Here is a 22,382-nt window from a genome sequence, read left to right on the forward strand (position 1 = left end):
GTGGTACTCCGTATCCAACCTCACTTTCATCCCATGCCTAAAGGCGATGGGCTTTCCCGTTCGGAAAGGGCTGTAATATACGTTCGCAAAAGTTCGTTGTCATCCCCGCAACACTTTATAATACGTTCCATTTCATTCATAGTGTACGAGCCTTTTCTTCTATTTGTAATAACCACTTTTCCCGCTTCTCTCGTTTACTCGTTTTCACAGATTGAAATACTGACCGTTTTATATCGCGAATGCCGCAAAAACGTAAAACACCTCTCTTCATTATAATCCACTCCGCTGATCGATATAGTAATGCGACGTACCATAACGGTGAGTCTAACGTATTAATTACCCAAGCCTTCTTACCTTTCAATAAGCCTTTCGGCAGGGCCCCTTCATATTTATAAGCAAATCCAGCTACGAAAATGCGATCAATAAATCCTTTTAAAATAGCTGGCATCCCCCACCACCATATCGGATAGATGAATAGAAGCATATCTGCTTCTTCTACTAATGTTCTATACCGGGCTGTTTCCTCTTCATTTACTAAATCACGTCTTTTCTTCTCTTCATTAAAGACAAGGACGGGATCAAATTGTTCTTTATATAAATCAAGTACTGTAACCGAATGATTAGTTTCTTGCAATCCTTTTTGCACATGCTCTAAAATCGCCGCGTTAAAGCTTGAAGGACTAGGATGAGCGTATACAATTAGTACATTCACTACAAAACAACTCCCTCATAAGTTAAAGTTTCCCCTTCTTTAACATCTTCTCTACAATTTGCACGTTTTTTGAACTTTGTAACAACCGGTTTAATACTATAAGTAACTCTTCTTTTTCTAAACCTTGCAATTCCGATTTAACCGTACTCTCGCCAGCACTTTGAATATCATAAACAACCGCCGCCATATGTTTACAATAATTTTCATATGGACACTCACAACTACTTTCTGAAAAATCATCGAGTTCAATCACTACTTCATAATTCCCTGCATTACCAGTCACAAATGCAAATACTTTATTATTATGTATTTCTACATCTTCTACATGTCCATCTTCATAATATTCATACCCTCTATCAATAATGTGTTTCGGGATATACCTATATAGTTCTTTTATTAAATAAGCGTACATAACAACACCTCTTCCTTTAATTCCCTTTTGACTTCTAGAGCCACTGCATGTTATTCTAATAACTGTCAAATAGCAAGTCTATATGACAAAACGACTGACACCTATTCGGCGAAGGTGTCTCTTTTCATTTGCAGCCGATATGAATTGCCTCTTTCAGGCACATTCAATTTTTGACACTACACACTCAACACCATTCCCTGTATCAGGCTGCTTAAGCAGTCTTTTACTCTACATACTTCAAAAAAAGAGAGCTTAGCTCCCTTTTCTCGCCTTATAAAATACCCCTTTTTCAGCATAGAGATATTCATCAGCTAATGTAATTTTCCCATCCAGTTTCAGTTCATCTAATAATCTTGATAAATAAAATTGATGTAACATCTTTTTCGTGAATTTTCCTTCATGATGCGAAACGATATGTTCTTGAATATCTAACAATGATATTGGCTTATCTTGCTCTATCATATATTCATAAACTGTACTACGCAGTTTTACGTATTTTTCGAGTGTCACAGCAATGCGCAACCCCTTTCTTCTTAATATAAATTTTCGTAATCGGTTTTTTTGCAATAAAAAAACCTCTCCGATAAGAAGAAGTTACGTATATATCTTCATCTTATCTCCCAGAACAAATTTGTTCTGCTGGAATTAGCACCTGCATCGCGGTTGCTGGGTTTCATCGGGCCAGTCCCTCCACCTCTCTGGATAAGAAAATATTCGCTTAATTCTTACTATACGTAATTTCATTTTAATTGTCAAACAAATATAACGAATTATATTTTCTTCTTTACTGTTCATATTATACATATATGAGTATGCAAGGAGGATTATGAAATGCATCAAAATGCTCGTGGATATGTACAAGATTCTTTTCAATCGTTACAAGAAGCAAAACATTGTTTAGAAGAAGCACTACAGACTGTTGAAAAAGATTTTAATCGCGCTCGTATTGAGCAATCTCTTTATGCGATCGAACAAGCTATTCAACGCTGCGATTACACCGTTCACATTTTTTCAAATGGCATACTTCATAATTATTGCCGTTATAATTAAAAAATATACAGAAAAATGCTCCTTACAATATGTAAGAAGCATGAAAGAGGCAAACGAATATGTAAGTCGCGACCCTACCTTATATGAGTATGCTTTTCTATACCATGTTATGCTTATCCAATATGCCATATTTCTTTTTAAATCTTGTAAGAATCGTAATCCAAGACGTACTAAATAGTAGTAAGAACACAACATTTGAAATCGCATGGCTCAAATCGAAATAAAAACTTGCGATATAATACGAAATGACTGTTTCCCATGTCGCCTCTCGTATAAAACCGAGAAGCCCCCAGAAATTCATAATCCAGCCAAATAAAAATCCAACAAACAATCCGTATAGAAGTCTTCCCCATAGCTTTTTCATTAAAAACGTATTCCGCAATAATCCAGCTATAAAGCCAATCATACCCCATGAAAACATTTGCCACGGCGTCCACGGACCTTGTCCTAAAAAAATGTTAGATACGATAGCCGCTGTTGCACCAATCATAAAACCAGTTTCACTTCCAAACACAATTGCAGAAACAATAATGACAAAAGAAGTCGGCTGTACACTTGGTAAAAGAGAAAATGGTACACGACTCACTGCTGCAATTGCTGCTAACACAGCAACGAGAACAATTTCACGTGAAACAAACGCCTTCTTTTCAAAACGGATATAGAAAGGTAACATAATAACAACTAATAAAAACAAACTACTTAACATGTAATAACCGTCCATGATAAGTGTAGTAAAAAGTAATGTACCTATCATCACTGCAAAAATACATATTATGAATGCAACATATCGTTTGGACACGCTTCGTACACATCCTCCCACGTTAATGCATATGGCAATTCTTTTCGAATAAATCGATTGATAGAGGTTGTATAAAAGAAGTTGCCACTAAAAAATTCTTTCGGTGCATCATTCATAATGACTGCTCCATCAAATAACATCATACATTGATCCACGTATTTCGCTGCAAACTCAATATCATGCGTTGCCATTACAATTGTTGTCCCTTCTTTTTGCAGTTTCCTAAATAACTCTCCTACCCTTTCTTTCTTCCACGGATCTAGTCCTTTTGTCGGTTCATCCAGTAATAATAAAGTCGGCTTTGACAATAACGTCGTACATAATGCAAGTAATTGTTGCTCTCCCCCGCTACAATCATGCGGATGGCGTTCTTTAAGTGCATATAGCCAAAACTTTTTAAGCTGCTGTTCTGCTATTTCTTTTCCTTGTTCTCCGTATAATTCACGCGCTCGTTCATACACCTCGTCCCACACTGTATCAAATGTAAAATGATAATATGGATGCTGCGATACATACCCGATACTTTTAAATCGTTCTTTCGAATCAATTTTATGTATCACTTTCCCATTCCACTTTACTTTCCCTCTTCTCGCTTTTTGTAATCCCGCTAAAATCGTTAGCAGTGTAGACTTCCCTGTGCCATTTTTTCCAACGAGAGCTACCCATTTTCCTTTTTCAATCGATACTGTTAAATCTCGTAAAATGAGCGGACTATTCTTTTCATATTGAAACGAAATATGCTCTGCACTTAAAATGACTTCTTGCTTTTCCCTTTGTACTATTGGCTCATTTACATATGATATCGCTGAAAAATCATTCATTTTCATTTGTGCTTCTCGCACTGTAAATGGTATATCTTTCGCATTCCACTCTAAAAACAATCTTGGGATTTGTGGAATAAATGGACGAAATCCTTCTACTTCCCACATATTTGCTACAACTGTTTTCGGACTACCGTCATACACGATTTGGCCGTTACTCATACAAATAACGCACGTAGCAAGTGGTATTACCTCATCTAAACGATGTTCACTTAAAACGATCGTAATGCCAAGTTCTTCATTAATACGCTTTAACAACCCTAAAAACTCTTTCGCAGCAATTGGATCTAACTGCGCAGTTGGTTCATCTAATAATAGTAACTTCGGCTGCATAACTAATACGGCAGCTAAATTGACAAGTTGCTTCTGCCCGCCAGATAACGTATGAACAGATTGATGCAATAAATCTTGAAATCCTAAGAAACTAATAAGCTCGGCTATTCGTTTTTGAATAATATGTGATGGTAATCCGATATTTTCTAAGGAAAATGCTAATTCTTGAATGACCGTATCCATTACGAGCTGATTTTCTGGATTTTGAAATACCATGCCAATTTGTTGGGCAGATAACAAGTCCGGTACATTTTCTAATAAAGTACCATCATAATATGTATCCCCAGTACGCTTACCAATTGGAAGTAATTCTTTTTTTAAATGTTTTAATAAAGTCGTCTTCCCGGATCCTGATCCTCCAGCAAGTACAATAAACTCTCCTTTTTGAACAGAAAGAGAAATATGCTGTAACGCTTTTTCGTTTTCATCAGCATATACAAATGATAAATTGTTTATTTCTGCATGCGCCACCATATCCATTCCCGTCCTTCCATTATGATTGGTAAACTAATAAACATCGTAAATACAACAAACATCATCCCATCATATTGCTGAAATAAAATAGATTCGACTTTCGGATAAATGATTAACTTTCCCCCGCCATACGTACTACATATAATAGCAACTATAAATAGAATACTTAAATAACTGAGCGTATACCAATCTCGTTTTTCCATTCTATAGCGAATATATGTCGTACGTTTCGTTACACCAAATCCACGAGCTTGCATAGAATCTGCCGTTTGCAGTGCATCTTCTAATGAACAAATTAATAATACTTGCAATAGTTGCATACCATTTTTCACACGTTCCACAATGGAACCTGCATCTACCTGTACACCTTTCGTCTTTTGGACGAGTGTTATTTTCTGTAATCTTCTCATAAACAAAGGAACAAATCTCACTGTAATCATCGTTAACAATGCTACTTTCGGTGAAATTCTAGAAAACAAATATAAAAATTTATGACTTGAAATAATATCATTATACGAAGCAAACGTAAACATAATCGCAACTAGTAATAACCCCATTACTACTCCAAACATAATTGCCTCAAGTTTAATACGGCTATCACCTAACCAAAATAACGTAGTTCGGCCTCTATGTGTTAATAGCGAATTAAATAAAATGACCATAAAAAAGAAAACGATTGTGCTCGGTAACATCTTTCTTACCTTTTCGCTATTCCCTTGCATCACATTTAAAATAACAATTAATAGTATTGCTCCAATTAAAAAAAGAGGATGAAGACACATCATACATAGTATCATCACCCCGATATAATAGGAAAAATTCACAAAAGGATGTAAAGAAGAAAAACTTATTTTCATAGTCCTTTACCAAATGCCTTTCTTATTTTAATACATACACCCACTCGATTGTATCTCCTGGTTTAACTGTTACTACACCTGCACTATGATTTGGAAATGCCCCGTTCACACGATATTTCCATCCACTAGTAGCGGTAATATCTTTTTCATATAAATCATTAATACCTTTTACGTAAACATCGCCTTTAGATCCACTTGCATCCACATCTAAACCTGTACGCTGCAATACTTTATAAACAGTATCGCCGTCTTGTACATCCACCTTTTTTGCACCTAATAAATATCCTTCATTACCTTTTACTGAGATCGTAACTTGTTTTGCTTGTGGTTTTGGTGGTGGAACCGGGTCTGGTTTTCGTTGTTCAGAATTTGGGACGTGCGGAGTCGGTATCGTTTTCTCCTCTTTATTCGGATCAACTTTTTGCTCCTGCTTCGGTGTTTCCTTCGGCTGATTCACAACCTTTGCTTCTTCTTTTACTTCTTGCGCTTTCGGTTGTTTCTCTTGTTGTTTCTCTTCTTGTGCTTTTTGTTGTTCTGGTTGCTTAGTAGCGACAGGCTGTTCCTGCGTTTTTTCTTCTTTCTTTACTTCCGGTTGTGCTTGTGGCTTTTCTTCTTTCGGCTTCTCTTCTACTTTTTGCTCTTGCTTTTCTTTCTGTTCGTCTTGCTTATTTTGCTCTTGTTCAGCTTGTTTTTCCTCCGGTTTTTCTTCCGGCTTCGCTTCATCTTTTTTCTCTTCTTGTTTTGCTACTTCTTCTTGCTTCGGTTCTACTTTCTTCTCAGGCTTTACCGCTGCCTCTTCACATCCGGCAAGTAGCCCAAGTGAAAGCAGTAAAGAAATAAACCATTTCATCTTACTCATGTTGCCTCTCACCTTTCATATTAAAAATTAGGAGCAAATGATTGCTCCTAATTTTTGTTAAGCTGCTTTACGTCTCCATAATACATATGCAGAAGCAATACATAATACACCCATACCTACTTCTGTCGCTGCACTATGAGAAGATGCTCCTGTTTTTGGTAATGTGCTACCGTTTCCGGATTTTTTATTTTTAACCGGTTCGTTATCCACAACAACTTTTAAAGTGTCATCTTTTGTTTCTTGTTGCACTTGTTTTTGTTCTTCTGGTTGTTCAGTAACTTCTTTTTCCACCACAACATTTTCTGAATCTACATTTGGTTTTGGATTAATTTCAGTAACAGATTCAGTTGACCAGTCATAAATCGATTTTCCAAGATCTTTAAACTGAAGTAAAGCTAATAATGCTTGCTCTGTTGCCATTCCGCTACCGGTTTGATCGCCTGGTAACCATTTAAATTCACCATTTGGAAGTTGATATGACAATAGATTTTGCACTGCCTTATGAAGACGGTTTTGATCTACATCTTTCACAAGGGATAATCCAATAATAGCTTGCGCAGCACTATTAGAATTCTCTTGTCCATCAGCAGAGAAACCGCCATTTTCTAGTTGTTCATTATATAAGTATGCGACAGCCTTTTGCACTGCTGGTTTCACATCTGCTCGGTCTTGATAAGGAGCTAATGCTGATAAAACCATACCTGTTACATCAACGCTACTAGCACTATCTTTACTGCTTGCGCTATCGTAAGTCCAGCCGCCATCTGTATGTTGCGCGTTTAAAAGTGCATCTACTAAAGCAACTCGATTCCATTTTGAATCTACTGGAATTTCATATTTTTTCGTATCAAATGCAAGTAAAGCAAATGTATAACCTGTAACAGAATTCACTTTATCTGATTCATACAATTTTTGAACTAAATTATGTTCGCCTACCATTTTTGGGTCTGCATTCATTGCATTCATCATAATAATCGTTCTAGCTAAATCTGTCGCTGAAAAACGGTTAATGCGCTTTTCTACTTTTTCAGTTACAGCCTTAACATAATTTAATTTCGCCTCGATTGGAACATTCTTTCCAGAACGAGAAAGGCCTAATGCTACCCAATCGCTTTCAATTCCATCTTGTAACATCTTTTCAGATGTTTTAGAGATTGCGTCATTTACTTGTGCTGCTGGAACTTGAATGTTTTCTTGCTTTGGTTTTTCTTGTTTTGGATCATCCGTCTTCGGTTCTTCTGGCTTTTCTTGTTTTGGATCATCCGTCTTTGGTTCTTTTGGTTTTTCTTGTTTTGGATCATCTGTTTTTGGTTCTTCTGGTTTTTCTTGTTTTGGATCATCTGTCTTTGGTTCTTCTACCGTTTTACAAGTACCAAATTTATCTAATGTTTGTTGTAATGTTTCTTGACTCATATTGCTCCAGTCTGAAACAAAGCGGAAAACAACAACATCTCCAGATTTTAATTTATAACTATCCGCTCCAACTTCCGCAGATTTATCATTTACATCATACAGCCAGCCACTTGTAGCCCCGGCCATTAATCCATCAATGCCTTTTACATACGTTCCAAACGACATCGTTTCAGCTTCTACTTTGTCCCCCATGACTTTTTGCAGCAAGCTTAACGCTGTTTCCCCATCTTTAATTTGCTCTTCTTTCGGACATAACATAATGCCCTTTTGTGATTCACCAACAATTGCAAGTTTTGCTGTATTTCCTTCAGCAAACGTAATATGTACTGTATTTGCAAAAGAAACAAATACAAGTGTAACTGCCATTAACGACGTAAGCAGCCATTTTTTTAACATTGCCATCCCAAAATTTCCTCCCTTACTACTATTCACACAAAAAAAGGCCCTTCAAGGGCGTGCAATTGACACTCTTTTTTTGTAAGTGTCGAACAAACTGTGCAACACCTCCTACCCGCATCATTCGCGGCTATATTTGTATAGGAAAAATAATTTTGTTCATGAACGTATCATTGTGATAACATTCACTTTTCTAGGCAAAACTGACTTCCATTTAAGTTATCGCAAAACGATAAACCTATACATTCTGTAAATTATAAATTTCTGTATTATTTTACTATTGACATAGAATTTTGTCCATGCTTTATCGGATTTATTTTCTAAGAATAGTAACTTACTAACCTTTAACGATGCAAACTTTTTTCACTAATAATGACGCCATCTTCATCCGCATACAAATAATCATTTGGCTTCCATTCTACTCCTCCAAATTGCAATGAAATATTTCGTTCTCCTTTCCCTTCTTTTACACTTCTATTCGGCATTGTTCCTAACGCTAAAATACCTATATTAACATTCTTTAGTTCACTAGAATCACGAACATATCCATTCACAATAATTCCTGCTAGCTTTCTTTCTTCTGCAATAGCTGCCAAATTATCACCGAGTAACGCACAATTCGTAGACGCGCCGCCATCAACAACTAATACCATTCCTTCTGGTAATGTTTGCAATCCTTCCTTCACTAGTACATTATCATCCTTCACTTTTACCGTTGCAATTTTCCCGTGAAATTGTTCTTTCTTCCCAAAAGACCGAAAAGATTGGCGGCATATTTGCAATTCCTTTTCAAACTCATCACATAGATCCGTAGTTTTCCACATCTTTTTCCCTCTTTTCCTTTTACTTTCTATTTAACATATTCTTGGATTATTTTCGTTTCCCTGTCTAATGTTGCAATAATTTGTATGTGCGGGAAAAGGACAGAAAAACTATTGCCTTAAGAAGCCACCTTTATTATAATCTATTTCACAGATAAATTTCAGAATATTAAAAATTAACTAAGTGAAAAAGGAGGGATTTTATGCAACTACAAACTGAAGTAAAAAAACAACCTAGTAAACGAAAGTTTAAAATGCCTGACGCGTACGTACTACTATTTTTTATTGCTCTGCTTTGTGCAATAGCTACTTATTTCGTTCCTGCTGGAGAATTTAAAAGAGTTACAAATGGTACTGTTACAACGACAATACCAGGAAGTTACCATTCTGTTCCGCAATCACCGGTAGGGTTTGTTTCTTTTTTTACCGCTATTGAAAAAGGAATGACACTTGCTGCTCCTATCATCTTTTTAATTTTATTTACGGGCGGAGCTATTGCCATTCTTGAAAAAACAGGTGCTCTAGACGGTTTAATCTATCATGTAATTAACAAATTTCGTAATCAGCAATTCCTTTTCATTTGTATAGTCGCCGCACTCTTTTCTATTCTCGGAACGACTGGTATTATCGTTAACTCAGTTATCGGCTTTATCCCCATCGGCATCATCGTTGCACGCACATTGAAATGGGACGCTATCGTTGGCGTAGCAATTATTTATTTAGGCACTTATGCTGGTTTTAATGCTACTATTTTATCTCCCTCACCTTTAGGTATTTCACAAAAAATCGCAGAACTTCCGATGTTTTCGGGAATTGGTTTACGTACGGCGATTTATATCTCTTTTTTACTTGCTACGATTATATATATTAATTGGTACGTAAAACGCTTAAAAAAATCGAATAAAGGAAGCATACTCGGAGATAACTGGTTTCCAAGTAATGCTCTTTCAAGTGAGAAAGAAATAAAGAAAACTGAAGTTCCTTGGACAATACGTCACAAATTAATTTTACTCGTTTCAGCTTTATCCTTAATTGTATTTTTAATAGGCGCTTTCCGCCTACATTGGACAGACGCAGAAATGACCGCTACCTTTATTTTCATCGCCATTACAGCGGGAATAATAGGTGGTATGAAAGCAAACGATATCGCTTCTACTTTTCTAGCAGGCTGCCAAAATCTCATATACGGTGCTTTGATCGTCGGAATGGCTCGTTGTATTTCAGTCATTTTAGAACAAGGCAAATTACTTGATACAATTGTTAACCAAATCGCACAGTCTCTCGAAGGACAAAGCCCTGTATTTGGCGTTATCGGTATGTATGTAAGTAGTGCCGCATTACATTTCCTCATTTCATCCGGGACAGGTGAATCTGTGATTTTCATTCCGATATTAGCTCCATTAGCTGATTTCATGCACATTACACGCCAAGTTACAGTACAAGCTGTTATGCTCGGCGAAGGTGTAGTGAACTGCCTCAATCCAACTTCCGGTGTTTTAATGGGCGTTCTCGCAGCGAGCGGCATTTCTTATGGCAAATGGATTCGATTTATGGCTCCACTTGCATTCATTTGGTTTATTATTGGACTTATTTTTCTTATTGTTGGGGTTAATATTGAGTGGGGGCCGTATTAAAACTATGCAACTCTCTATCTATTTATCTCACCGTTATCTTATAATAATGACAAAAAGGATTGATTATAGTAATCAATCCTTTTTACTTTCATCTTTCAAAACTAAATCTCTGCATCTAACAAATTATACTCGTAGTCAAAAGAAGCATGGATTCTATGTCCTCCAAATAAATCTCCATCATTATACTCGCAATATATATCATTTTCTCTCATTACAATATCCATAAGAGTAATAGACTGCTCAAATGTTTCTTTCGTCATATCATATTCTCCTGCATCTACAGCATCCCAATCTAAATGTTCATCATTCTCATCATATTCAGGCCAAAAATCATTTTTATACTCTATTAATTCTTTCGCTATAGCGACCTTAGCATTTTTATCAAATTCCTCTAAGCATATATAAAGCTTTTCTGCTCTTTTTATCATTTCATATACGTGTACATGCTCATTTCTAACATCCAATTCCCAATGTACTTTTCCTTCGTTTTGTTCATATGTCTGAAAAGTTTCATTAAAGATAAACATTCCAATTAATTCACTTTTTATTGATTTTTCCATGATTTCATTTCCTTTCTATTCGCAAAAAAGAAACGGCTATATTTTAAGTAGTTATAACCGTTCACTTTCATATTATATAAAAACTGCATTATGGAAAAAGTAAAACTTTAATTGGATTGCAATATCCTATATTTCACCCCACTCTGCCGATAAAAAATGAAGATAGTGTAATAACAAAAGCTCTCGTTCACAAATACAAAATTACGAAAAAACTGAAAAACCTATATACTAAACTAACCTAAAACGGTCAATGTTTTACAGGCAATTACTCTTCCTTCTAACCCCATTTTAAATTTTTATTTAACTATTAAAAAACTGAAACACAAAAACAGGCAATGGAGAAAATGCTGTCCATTGCCTGGGAATACATGAGATATGTGATGTATGACTTACTCGTAACTATTTAATTTTTATCTTTCGTATAGACGATGTAGCTAGGCTCATTATAAACCCACTCACCTGTACCAATTCTTAGCCAACCATTCTTTTCTTCGTATACTGTAGCTTGTTCACCTTTGCTTGCTTTTCTAACAACAGAGTAGCTAGATCCTGCTCCGCTGCGAACATTTACTCCAATACCATTTATTTCAACCGTACCAATTCCTTTTTGAACATTCCCAGTTTCAATAACTTGAAGCATGTTTAAAATGAATGCTGCAGTTTCACCACGAGTTGTTGTTCCTTTAGGGACATATAGGTTATCTCCCATACCTGTTACAATACCTAAGCCGTATAATCTTTGTACAGCTTCTTTATAGATAATTTGACCTTTATCTGTAAATGGTAAGTTTACCAATGGTCCATTTATTCCTTTGTACTGTAAAGCTTTATTTACAATAACCGCTGCTTCTTCTCTTGTAATAGGTGTGTTAGGGTCAAAATTACCGTCTCCTCTACCAGAAATGATGCCTGCACTTGCAGTACGTTTAATACCATCTCGTAAAGTTGAATTTACATCATTTAAATCTTTAAACGTTGCATCTCCAGCTGGAAGACTTAAAGAATTCGAGATTAATTGCGCAAACTCAGCTCTTGTTACAGATCTATTAGGCGCAAAAATGCCGTTTCCTTCTCCTACCATAATACCTCTTCTGTTCAAATCACGAATAGCCGATTCATACCAACCTCCTGTTATATCGTCTGTCGGTTGATAAAATTTATTATAATATCCTTCAATGCCATTTACGAATGGTACCCATTGTCCACTATTAATCAACATATCGGGACAGTTTTTACCACTCCATTTTTGATGTTTTACGATGTTGTTTAATGGTACACCCGTTTCTTTCATTAAATAAGCTGCAAGTTTCTTAGCGTTATCGACTGCCTTATTGTAGTCACCATCACTATTAACTGCAATTTCAATTGCAATAGATTCTCTATTACCCGGCCCATCACCATCTCCTGCGTGCCATCCATTCTCGTTCAATGGTAAGTGTTGATAAATTTCTTTATCATCTACTGTAAAGTGCCATGATGCAGCTCGGTCTGTTTCTCCTACTGCTTGGTTATATAAGTATTGAGCGTGGCTTTTAGCTCCTGCTCCTACGCTTTTATTATCAGTCTCATGAATTGTAATATACTTTGGAATCATATGATTTTGAGGGCGAATATTATCGTTACCTGTTGGAACAATCCATTCCGTGAATGGAACCCCGTTTATCGTACTAGAAACTGTAGGTGCTGAGAAAGCAAGACTACGCTTTGTTCTATTTGAATTGTGAGGAACCGTTAATGTACCCGTTTCTTCATAAATACCTTCTGAACTTTGAAGACTGTCCACTTTCTTATTATTGATAGTACCTCCACCGCGTCCATCTACCCCTTCAAAACTTTCTTCAATACTTTTTAAAACTTGTTCTTCTGATACTTGAAGTTGATCTGTCCCGCTTTGTTCCTGAATACTTATAGATTGATGGTTATTTACAGATGGCTGTTCTTCTGCGAACGATACCATCGATGAAGATAATACTGTTAGTCCTGCTGTTAATGCTACTACTTTTTTATTCAATTTAATACTCATATTTAATTTAGTATATCTTGCTATTTTAATAGATATACCTTCCTCCTCACACTTCTTCTAATGTACATCCTAATAGTTACATAACACCTTCATTTTTCATTACATATAATCAATCGAAATCTATACATTCTCCCAGATAAATCAATATGTAAGAACATTTCAAACAATTATAAAAGAGAATGATAGAAACTATACATGACATTTTACTTCATATGTCGTTCTTTTTCTATGAAATTCACATTTTTTTAATCTTTATTATAAATTAAAAAGAAAAATTTCTTATGATAGGTTCTTTCAAGAATCATTGTGATGAGGGTGTAGCGGCTTCTGTAATAGAGTTAGTTGAAGAATGCTGTTTCCTTCGTGGGATTGAAACGACAATTACAAAAAAGCCCGATTGGTGTAGGATTCATAGGTACCCACACCAATCAGGCTTTTACAAGCAGTTACTCTCCCTTCTAACTTCCTCGCTTTCGCAGATTTTTAAGGTGGATGTCTTACTGCCAGCATACTGCGAGATAAAATACGTATCCATCCAATTCGCAATTATTTCTTCCACCTCTGGATGAAGTGGCTTTCTCGCCCCTTCTTCGTAATTCTTTTTAAACTCTAAAGCTTTAAAATCCCCCTCAAAACTTTTCAAACTATGATCCATATCTTTTATTACATGTACCTCAGAATCCCCCTTCACATAATCACCAATTCGCTTCGCTTTTTCAGGATCAGCCTGAATATCTTTATCACCAGCAATCGCTAGCACTGGACATGTTACTTGTTGTAAATCTTTATAAATGTCATGCTGAAAATGCTCTCTAAACCACTTTGCGTTCATCGGTTTAAAACCAACTTTAATCGTATCTTTTTCTGTGTTCGTCATTTTCTCTTTTATTTTTTCCATCTGCTTCTCTCCACGTTTCTCCACATTGAGAAGACGCATTAGTTTTCCTTTTATTCCTTTCTGTTCTTTTAGTTCTTTATATGCAATTTCTCTTTGTCTTTTCGTAGCCTCTTCTAATGATTCCGCAGCTCCTGTAAGAAGGATAAGCCCATTAACTGGTGTTCTTGCGTTTACTACAGTTGCTAACATACACCCCTCACTATGACCAGCTAAAATGATATTTTCCGGATCAACAAATGGTTGTTCTTTTAAATACGTAATCGTAGCCTCTATATCATTAACTAAATCCCTCATTCCAGTCTTCAGAAATTCCCCTTCACTCTTTCCTACCCCGCGCTTATCAAAACGGAGCGTCACTACTCCAAGCTTCGCCATTACATGTGCTAAATCTTTATATATGTTCGACTCAAGCTTTAGCGGTAATATCGTTCCATCACGATCAATTTCCCCAGATCCAGCAATAATGATAACCGCCGCATACTTCCCGCCAGCTTTCGGTTTAGTAATCGTACCTTGCAACGTAAATTCACTATTTATCGCTACTTCATATTCATCGAAGGTCATTATATTAGTCCTCCTTCTATTCAGTTATATCTAATTTGAATTTCAAACTCACTATTATATTTTTGAACTCTCTTTCATCTTTCATCGGAGTGAAAACTGGATTCTCTGCAATACTTTGTAACATGCTTCGCTTTATAATCTCTTCATTTCTAACTGTTTTAGCGCCGAGTGGAAATTCTGCAAACCATCCATCAATCGCATCAAAATAAGAATCTCCATGTAAATGTAGACTATTTACTGTAAAGCTCGCCGCACAAACCGCTGCATATTTCCGTAACATTTCTAATGCTCTTTCAAAATTGCCTTGCATACAATATACTTGCGCAGCAGCATAGTATACTTTTAAAGTCATATTGGGATGCAATGTTTCTATTTCATATATATCTATTAACATAAAAGCTCTATTTAAAATTACTTCTACCTTTTCAGCGCTTGAGGCATTTATTACTACATAATTCGGTATTGTCGCAACAAGTTGTATTAAATGTTGATACATACTAATTTGCATTATTTCATTTGCCTTTTCAGTATTTCCAAGCATTTGATGCGCCTGTGCGATTAGATCTTCCTCTGGAACGTTAGGACGTATCGTTTCGCCAAGCAATTGCAATACTTCATTCGGTTTATTGAGTATAAGATAGCAAGTTGCTTGAAACGATACCGCCTCTTTCACAAGAGAAACATCATCACTTTCTTCCTGCACTCTGCTAAAGAGATGCATTGCCTCTTCTAACATTTCAATTCTTTTATCCGTATCCTCTGTTAACATATGGTGATTAATAAAAAGTAGTCCCATTTGAAGTAATAACGGAAAACAAGAATAATATTTTTTAATTATTTCTCTGCACTCCATCATTACTTCATCAAACGGTTTTTCACTAAAAGCTTCCGCTAGTCTATGATATAAATCCCTAATATCTTCTGGTTCCATTTGCGGTGTATAACAGATTAGTTCATCTATACTTATATTAAAGTACGATGCTAACAGTGGTAAAAATGTAATATCCGGATAACTCTGCCCTGTCTCCCACTTAGAAACAGATGCCTTCGTAATACCGATATACGCCGCTAACTCTTCCTGTGTAATTCCCTTTTCTTTTCTCTTATCCGCAATTATTTTATGAATGTTTATCTCCTTCACACCATCACCTCATACTTTTATTATATGTTCTTTTTTCACACAAAATATAGATTTAAAGTCGACTTTCGTTAACAAAATCAACTGTTAGGAAACATGTCTCTAAAATCAAAGAGTCTGTCCCAAAAGGTGCTTTTTAGCCAAAATCTAATAAAAAGCGAAAGGCAGAAACGCTGATTTTATAACGTTTCTGCCTTTTCAATTTCATGTGATCTTACTTCGAAAGAGACTTATGAGACAGCCTCTTTTTATTGTGGGGTACCGATACATAGCCACCTAGCTAAGATTTTGAAGTACTTCAAAATCAAAAATCTCATCTCATCACAGTTTTCTATGGGAATCCAGTGAACAGCTTATTTACATAATTATCGTTATTGGAAGTTGGATAACTTTGCTGATTTCCTAATACAATGGAAATCGACTATTTTTATCTTTTTTATTAACTTTAAATTTATTTAAATAAATCTTTTTAAATATTCGCCAAATATTTTATTCATAACTTTGGGGGTGTTTTCTAAATAAACATTAATTTGTTCAATGTTCGATTCAAATTTATCAGAGTTACTTTCATCTGTTTGAAAATCAGATATTCCTTTTATAATAATGCACTCAACATCATTCTTCTTACAGATATAAGCAATTGCACCCGCTTCTGTATCAGCTATTATTATTTCGTTTTCTTTAAGTTCTAAATAGTCCTTCCACATAACTACTGCTTTATCAGCGGTGCCAATTGTTCCGGTGTAAAAATCATTTCCATATCTTGATAGATCGATATCGACTATGAAGGATTGTTTAATAAAAGGCTCAATTTCTTTTACTGTGCAATCATATTGAACGGCTTTATCTGGTACAAAAATATCCAAATTACTGAACCTATCATCTATTCCTGCACATGTTCCAGCAACGATTACTTTAGTTAAATTAAATTTAGAAATCATATACTGATTACCACCAACACCATTTGCTTTTCTTACACCGGTACTATAAAAAACAAGTTCAGTATCATTAATTGTTCTCATGAAATACTCGCCATAAGGATAACCGAAACGCTCGTTATCTTTTATGCTAAAGTATTCCAATGTCGCTTCATATTCCCACTTAGTTGCTATACTTATTCCTATCATCGACTTACCACCCTACAATATTCTAAATTAAGCTCAATACTTTCTATAATTTACTCCCTTTTTTTCGAGGGAAAGGAAAAAGAAACCCATATAGCATCATTCTCTTTTTGATTTATAAAGTCCTTTTCTTATTGAACTATCTTGTCAGTTAGCCGAACAAGAACTATCTCATTTTCGGGTGAATATTATATACATATGTAGTTCATATAACATCTCATTATCAGTAGCAAGGAAAAAGGAGAACCCTGCTCTCACAAGGGAACCTTCTTTTTTATTTCTATGAATCTATACATGTTTTATACATTCCTATCCTGGTATCGTTTTAGTGTTCTTGTTTGTTACTGGATTAGCAAAAAAACTGTATAAAATCTTGCATGCTCTTAGCATAGTTTTTTTCAAACATACTGGCATTTCTTAAACTTTCATTAAAACACTCTTCCTTCCTTTGTCTATCTTTGTGAGTAACTCTTCTTGTTTATTTAAAGTCCTCCCCCTCAAAGCCAAACAAATGGTTCAGTTTATCCAGTATGTAAATAAAAAGGATAATCAGCCCCATAATGGACTAACTATCCTATAACTTCTTATCTAAACTTAATAAAACTAGAACTTCTTTTCCTATGTATCATTATTTCGTTATTTCACCAAACTGAGCTCTCGTAACTTTCACCAAGTCATCCACTTTCAGCTCAATTTGTACACCAATTTTCCCGCCGCTTACAATGATTGTTTCAAGTGATTGAGCACTCGCATCAATACATGTAGAAAATAACTTCTTCATTCCGACTGGTGAACAACCGCCGCGAATGTATCCTGACACTTTCGTAATATCTTTTACAGGAATCATTTCAATTTTCTTTTCACTTACTGCTTTTGCGGCAGCTTTTAAATTTAGTTCCTCATCTACCGGAATAATAAACACATGATAATTTTTACTATTTCCTTGAGCGATTAACGTTTTATATACTTCTTTCACTTCTCGTCCAATTTTCCCGGCTACTGATACGCCGTCAATTTTCCCATCATCTGGATCATATGACATCATCGAATATTCAATTTTTTCTTTATCTAATATTCGCATCGCATTTGTTTTATCTTTTTTCATAACGTTCTCCTTAAAAGGTTATTTCATATTATTAAGTTTTATTATACACCCTTTTCCACTTCTCCTACATAACTTCACGTATATTTCAAAACTAAAAATATTGATAATTCAAAAATCATCTGATATACTTTGAAAAAAACTTATGTTAAGGAGAGATTTGTAATGCGAAATGTTAATACTTCTTTCCAACTTCATCATCATACGTAACGCCGTGTATCCGAAGAAAAATTTTTCTTCGTGGGTACAGGGCTTTTCCTGTTGACCCACGAAGCGTTCATAAAGCTATGTGGGTATTTTTATACCTGCATAGCTTTTTTTAATTAAAAAAAGGAGTGATTACAATGGAAATAAAAAATGTAAAAGGAACGAAAGACTATTTACCAGAGGAACAAGTGTTGCGAAATAAAATTAAAAGAGCTTGTGAAGATACGTTTGAACGATATGGCTGTAAACCGTTAGAGACACCAACGTTAAATATGTATGAGCTTATGTCATACAAGTACGGCGGTGGTGATGAAATTTTAAAAGAAATATATACGCTTCAGGATCAAGGAAAACGTAACCTTGCCTTACGCTATGATTTAACAATTCCATTCGCAAAAGTCGTTGCAATGAATCCGAACATCCGCCTCCCTTTTAAACGGTATGAAATTGGAAAAGTATTTCGAGATGGGCCAATTAAACAAGGAAGATTTCGTGAGTTTATACAATGTGACGTTGATATAGTCGGTGTAGAGTCTGTCATGGCAGAAGCGGAACTTATGAGCATGGCATTTGAACTGTTCCGAACGTTAAACTTAGAAGTAACGATCCAATATAATAACCGAAAATTGTTAAACGGTATTCTCGAATCTATTAACATCCTTACTGAACGAACGAGTGACGTCATTTTATCATTAGACAAAATCGAAAAGATTGGGATAGATGGTGTACGAAAAGATGTATTAGAGCGCGGAATTTCTGAAGAAATGGCTGATACGATATGTAATACTGTTTTATCTTGTCTAAAGCTTACAATTGCTGACTTTAAAGAAGCTTTCAATAATCCCCTCGTTGCCGATGGAGTAAACGAATTACAACAATTACAACAATATTTAATCGCTCTTGGAATAAATGAAAATGCTATATTTAATCCGTTTTTAGCGCGAGGACTGACAATGTATACAGGTACCGTGTATGAAATCTTTTTAAAAGATGGATCGATTACATCTAGCATCGGTAGCGGTGGTCGTTACGATAATATTATTGGCGCATTTCGCGGTGATGATATGAGCTATCCAACAGTCGGTATTTCATTCGGTTTAGACGTTATTTATACAGCACTATCACAGAAAGAAACGATATCATCTACAGCGGATGTATTTATCATCCCGCTCGGGACAGAATTGCAATGCTTACAAATCGTCCAGCAATTACGTTCTACCACTTCCTTAAAAATCGAACTCGAACTAGCAGGACGCAAATTAAAACGTGCCCTTAATTATGCCAATAAAGAGAATATCCCTTATGTGCTTATTATTGGGGAAGACGAACTTAGTACAGAAACTGTTGTGCTCCGGAATATGAAGGAAGGTAGTGAGGTGAAGGTTCCGCTTTCTTCTTTGAAAGATAATACATTTAATAATTATTGTAATATACCCATTAAGTTATAGCTGTGAATCCTTCCTAAAGCATAATCTATGTAAGCTAAAAACTCCATTTAATAATGGAGTTTTTACTGTTATTTATTAATCTTTAAATGTAAATGTCTGTTTATATTTTCTTTCCGACTCACAATCTTTTTGTCCATCTTTTAGCAACCTAGAAGGCTTTTCTTGCCAAGTTATAATAACTTCAAGTTCATTAGACTGAACGGATATAGGAAAATTCGCATGATTAAAAGCAACTTCTTTACTTAACACATGATCTTTTTTAGAAGTGAAAAGTTCATACTTCGTCTGGGAATCTGGTTCATTTCGAAATACTTCAACGGTTACATGATAAGCGTCCTTCCCGATATCTTGAACCTCGAAACCATACGTATCAAAAACATCCTTTTTAGATGTAACTAAACCAGTTTTTTTCTCAGGTTGCTTAATTTCTATTTTCCATCGATCTGACGTTTGAGAAATCGGTAAATGCTTTGGAGAAAAGGCATGAACAGTGAAAGTACTTCCAATTACGAAACAAAATATGCATAAGAACGAAAAAAGCATTTTTTGCATTATGATAACCTCCATTGTTTTAAGTTTTGAATTACTGTTCCCTAAAAGCAATGGATATATTATCCCTTAAATAAAAAGCACCTTCATCCCTTTATAGAATCTCGTATACAAGTTTTTAAACAACTGAGATTAACTTAATAATCTAGTCAAATATTTTTCACTTACTTTCTGATCAATGTGGATAACGTCCCTTCCCCTTATTGAGTTGGTTTTTCTATTTTATAAATAACCAATAATTAGTTAACATAAAAAAATTATATTCTACTAAAATCTACAAATAATTAATATCCAATTACCTCCTAAAATAAGTAATATATAGATATTACTTATTTTAGGAGGATTCACTTTGAAAACCTACATCCAAGCACTAAAGTGGACTACAGGGATCTATCATCTTTTATTGATTCCTTTTTGTTTTTTATTTCTAAGTCGTGTTAACCTTTATGGGATACCTTTACTACTATTGATTGCTTTACATATCACTACTATTTTATTATTTAAAAAAGAGGGCATGAATACATACCCTCATTTGATTAATCAGGTAGTTACTATGAGATATAACACGTAAAAAATAATCCTCCTTATAAGCTGGTACGCATACTAAAGACGTAGAACTTGATTTTTCGTACGTATGAAATTCATTTTTCATGGAAAACTATATTAGTATGTATGCAGTTTAAACGCTCTATTGATTAGAGTTGGACAGGAGGAGAATGAATATGTCTGATATTGAAGTTGGCGAAGTGTTTACTCTTAGTGATGAAAATAACGAAGAGCAAGAAGTAGAAGTACTTGGAGCGATGGATGTCGAAGGCGCAGAATATATTGCCGTTGCCTTTGTGGAGGATATCCAAACAGAAACTGAGGAAGACATTGATATTTTCTTTTTAAAAGTAGAAGAAGATAATGAATTCTCATACATTGAAAATGATGAAGAGTTTGATAAAGTATCTGCTGCATTTGAAAAGATTTTGGATGAGCAAGAGCAAGAAGAATAGGAATGAAACAGACGAGGGCGGATGCATATCCGCCCTCTTTTTTATTCATCACGTATCCAAAGACTTATGCAGCAATTCCAGTACATCTTTCATCACAAAAGGACCTTCTTTTTTCACATGCTCAGCAAATTCTGAAACGAGACGTAATGTTTTTACACTTTCAATTGGATGCTCGCCTGATGCACTTTCAGCAGAAAGCATAACGGCATTCGTTCCGTCCAGTACAGCTTGAAACACATCAGTTACTTCAGCTCTTGTTGGAATAGAATGATCTACCATAGATTGAAGCATTTGTGTCGCTGTAATAACATATGTATTCGTTCGATTACATTCCCGAATCATCATTTTCTGCAAGAGCGGAACAAATTGATACGGCAACTCTACTCCTAAATCGCCCCTTGCAATCATAATTCCATCTGCTTCTTTACATATATCTTGAAAATTCTCGATCGCTTCCATCGTTTCTATTTTTGCAATTAAATTAGGTGAGGTTTCTTTATACTGTTGTATAAAATCTCGTATTTCTTTTATATGGCTAGGTTTTCTTACGAAAGAACATGCGATAAAATCAACACCCTCTTCTAAAAGAAACTGAATATCTTGTTTATCTTTCTCTGTAATAGCCGGTAAACGAACGATTGCGCCTGGTAAGTTCACCCCTTTATGAGATGAGATATTACCACCTGCTTTGACCTTTGTTTCTATTTTATCCGTACTTACCTTCTCTACGATTAACTCAACTTCACCATCATTCATTAAAACTCTACTTCCGACTTTCACATCATTCGCGATCCCTTCATAATCAACACTTGCTTCCGTACTACTCCCTGTAACTGGTTGCGTATGTAAAATAAAAGAATCTCCCGCCTGAAGCGTAATTTGTTCTCCTTTTATTTCACCTAACCTTATTTTAGGACCTTGTACATCGCCTAAAATTTTAATAGAATCGTCTAACGATTTCACTAAACGAATAATATCTTTATGACTTTCATGCGTGCCATGTGATAAATTTAGCCGAACAATTTTCATACCATTGCTTATTAACTGCGCTAACGTTTCTTTATTATTACTTGCTGGCCCAATTGTACAAATTCGATCGATTGTCACTCTTATCACCATCCTTTTTCATTATGATTCCCATAAACTTTCATTACACTCTCAACATAAAAAAAGCCTACTCCCACAAG

The 22,382-nt window shown here is 35.3% G+C and carries 21 protein-coding genes, 1 pseudogene and 1 riboswitch; of the genes and pseudogenes, 5 read left to right on the top strand and 17 right to left on the bottom strand.

Going from position 1 to position 22,382, the window contains the following annotated elements; all coding sequences use genetic code 11:
• Positions 1-136 precede the first annotated feature (136 nt).
• The 3 genes from PDQ68_RS09520 to PDQ68_RS09530 all read right to left on the bottom strand — a co-directional run bounded on the left by PDQ68_RS09520 (position 137) and on the right by PDQ68_RS09530 (position 1,634).
• Positions 137-712, bottom strand: a complete 576-nt coding sequence (locus PDQ68_RS09520; protein WP_061182668.1) for an NAD(P)H-dependent oxidoreductase — start codon at positions 710-712, stop codon at positions 137-139.
• Positions 713-734: 22 nt separating this feature from the next.
• Positions 735-1,124, bottom strand: coding sequence for an SWIM zinc finger family protein (locus PDQ68_RS09525; protein WP_061182667.1), 390 nt, complete (start codon positions 1,122-1,124; stop codon positions 735-737).
• A gap of 252 nt (positions 1,125-1,376) precedes the next feature.
• A complete protein-coding gene (locus tag PDQ68_RS09530; RefSeq protein ID WP_000171475.1) occupies positions 1,377-1,634 on the bottom strand; it encodes a hypothetical protein in 258 nt (85 codons plus the stop codon).
• A 100-nt stretch (positions 1,635-1,734) separates the two neighbouring features.
• Positions 1,735-1,833, bottom strand: a riboswitch (SAM riboswitch).
• 122 nt (positions 1,834-1,955) lie between these two features.
• Here PDQ68_RS09530 and PDQ68_RS09535 point away from each other — a divergent pair.
• Positions 1,956-2,174, top strand: coding sequence for a hypothetical protein (locus PDQ68_RS09535; RefSeq protein ID WP_061182666.1), 219 nt, complete (start codon positions 1,956-1,958; stop codon positions 2,172-2,174).
• Between the two features lie 97 nt (positions 2,175-2,271).
• Here PDQ68_RS09535 and PDQ68_RS09540 read toward each other — a convergent pair whose 3' ends face one another.
• The 6 genes from PDQ68_RS09540 to rraA form a co-directional block, all read right to left on the bottom strand.
• Positions 2,272-2,973: an ECF transporter S component gene (locus tag PDQ68_RS09540; protein ID WP_016718059.1), complete on the bottom strand. Its 702-nt coding sequence runs from the start codon at positions 2,971-2,973 to the stop codon at positions 2,272-2,274.
• A complete protein-coding gene (locus tag PDQ68_RS09545) occupies positions 2,946-4,607 on the bottom strand; it encodes an ABC transporter ATP-binding protein (protein ID WP_270786663.1) in 1,662 nt (553 codons plus the stop codon). Before PDQ68_RS09545 ends, PDQ68_RS09540 begins: the two co-directional genes overlap by 28 nt.
• A complete protein-coding gene (locus tag PDQ68_RS09550; protein ID WP_061182664.1) occupies positions 4,580-5,458 on the bottom strand; it encodes an energy-coupling factor transporter transmembrane component T in 879 nt (292 codons plus the stop codon). Before PDQ68_RS09550 ends, PDQ68_RS09545 begins: the two co-directional genes overlap by 28 nt.
• A gap of 22 nt (positions 5,459-5,480) precedes the next feature.
• Entirely contained in the window at positions 5,481-6,317 is an 837-nt protein-coding gene (locus PDQ68_RS09555; protein ID WP_270786664.1) for a DUF4430 domain-containing protein, read from the bottom strand.
• Between the two features lie 57 nt (positions 6,318-6,374).
• Complete coding sequence (locus PDQ68_RS09560; protein ID WP_061182662.1) at positions 6,375-8,132, bottom strand: DUF4430 domain-containing protein; 1,758 nt, start codon at positions 8,130-8,132, stop codon at positions 6,375-6,377.
• 338 nt (positions 8,133-8,470) lie between these two features.
• Positions 8,471-8,950: a ribonuclease E activity regulator RraA gene (gene rraA / locus PDQ68_RS09565; protein ID WP_016718063.1), complete on the bottom strand. Its 480-nt coding sequence runs from the start codon at positions 8,948-8,950 to the stop codon at positions 8,471-8,473.
• Between the two features lie 200 nt (positions 8,951-9,150).
• Here rraA and PDQ68_RS09570 point away from each other — a divergent pair, with 200 nt between their 5' ends.
• Positions 9,151-10,581, top strand: a complete 1,431-nt coding sequence (locus PDQ68_RS09570) for a YfcC family protein (RefSeq protein ID WP_061182661.1) — start codon at positions 9,151-9,153, stop codon at positions 10,579-10,581.
• A 101-nt stretch (positions 10,582-10,682) separates the two neighbouring features.
• Here PDQ68_RS09570 and PDQ68_RS09575 read toward each other — a convergent pair whose 3' ends face one another.
• The 6 genes from PDQ68_RS09575 to ybaK form a co-directional block, all read right to left on the bottom strand.
• Entirely contained in the window at positions 10,683-11,141 is a 459-nt protein-coding gene (locus PDQ68_RS09575; RefSeq protein WP_061182660.1) for a DUF2262 domain-containing protein, read from the bottom strand.
• A 403-nt stretch (positions 11,142-11,544) separates the two neighbouring features.
• A complete protein-coding gene (locus tag PDQ68_RS09580) occupies positions 11,545-13,164 on the bottom strand; it encodes an S-layer homology domain-containing protein (RefSeq protein ID WP_061182659.1) in 1,620 nt (539 codons plus the stop codon).
• Positions 13,165-13,600: 436 nt separating this feature from the next.
• Complete coding sequence (locus PDQ68_RS09585) at positions 13,601-14,626, bottom strand: alpha/beta hydrolase family protein (RefSeq protein WP_061182658.1); 1,026 nt, start codon at positions 14,624-14,626, stop codon at positions 13,601-13,603.
• A gap of 16 nt (positions 14,627-14,642) precedes the next feature.
• Positions 14,643-15,767, bottom strand: coding sequence for a helix-turn-helix domain-containing protein (locus PDQ68_RS09590; RefSeq protein ID WP_061182657.1), 1,125 nt, complete (start codon positions 15,765-15,767; stop codon positions 14,643-14,645).
• Between the two features lie 452 nt (positions 15,768-16,219).
• Positions 16,220-16,891, bottom strand: a complete 672-nt coding sequence (locus PDQ68_RS09595; protein ID WP_061183570.1) for a 5'-methylthioadenosine/S-adenosylhomocysteine nucleosidase family protein — start codon at positions 16,889-16,891, stop codon at positions 16,220-16,222.
• Positions 16,892-17,516: 625 nt separating this feature from the next.
• Positions 17,517-17,993: a Cys-tRNA(Pro) deacylase gene (gene ybaK, locus PDQ68_RS09600; protein ID WP_000710870.1), complete on the bottom strand. Its 477-nt coding sequence runs from the start codon at positions 17,991-17,993 to the stop codon at positions 17,517-17,519.
• A gap of 341 nt (positions 17,994-18,334) precedes the next feature.
• On the opposite strand from ybaK, the gene PDQ68_RS09605 reads away from it, so the two are divergent.
• On the top strand, positions 18,335-19,645 hold the full coding sequence (locus PDQ68_RS09605; RefSeq protein ID WP_270786665.1) for a histidine--tRNA ligase: 1,311 nt from the start codon (positions 18,335-18,337) through the stop codon (positions 19,643-19,645).
• Positions 19,646-19,720: 75 nt separating this feature from the next.
• Here PDQ68_RS09605 and PDQ68_RS09610 read toward each other — a convergent pair whose 3' ends face one another.
• Positions 19,721-20,197, bottom strand: coding sequence for a hypothetical protein (locus tag PDQ68_RS09610; protein ID WP_061183572.1), 477 nt, complete (start codon positions 20,195-20,197; stop codon positions 19,721-19,723).
• A 346-nt stretch (positions 20,198-20,543) separates the two neighbouring features.
• On the opposite strand from PDQ68_RS09610, the pseudogene PDQ68_RS09615 reads away from it, so the two are divergent.
• Together PDQ68_RS09615 and PDQ68_RS09620 are read left to right on the top strand one after the other, a co-directional pair.
• Positions 20,544-20,750, top strand: a pseudogene (locus tag PDQ68_RS09615) (hypothetical protein); the annotation flags it as partial.
• 160 nt (positions 20,751-20,910) lie between these two features.
• Positions 20,911-21,195 carry a DUF1292 domain-containing protein gene (locus PDQ68_RS09620; protein ID WP_142337657.1) on the top strand — a complete coding sequence of 95 codons (285 nt, stop codon included), beginning with the start codon at positions 20,911-20,913 and terminating at the stop codon, positions 21,193-21,195.
• A gap of 48 nt (positions 21,196-21,243) precedes the next feature.
• Here PDQ68_RS09620 and PDQ68_RS09625 read toward each other — a convergent pair whose 3' ends face one another.
• A complete protein-coding gene (locus PDQ68_RS09625) occupies positions 21,244-22,314 on the bottom strand; it encodes a pyruvate kinase (protein ID WP_080444158.1) in 1,071 nt (356 codons plus the stop codon).
• Positions 22,315-22,382 lie beyond the last annotated feature (68 nt).

The organism is Bacillus cereus group sp. Bc010 (genome assembly GCF_027716745.1).
Taxonomy (GTDB): domain Bacteria; phylum Bacillota; class Bacilli; order Bacillales; family Bacillaceae_G; genus Bacillus_A; species Bacillus_A pacificus.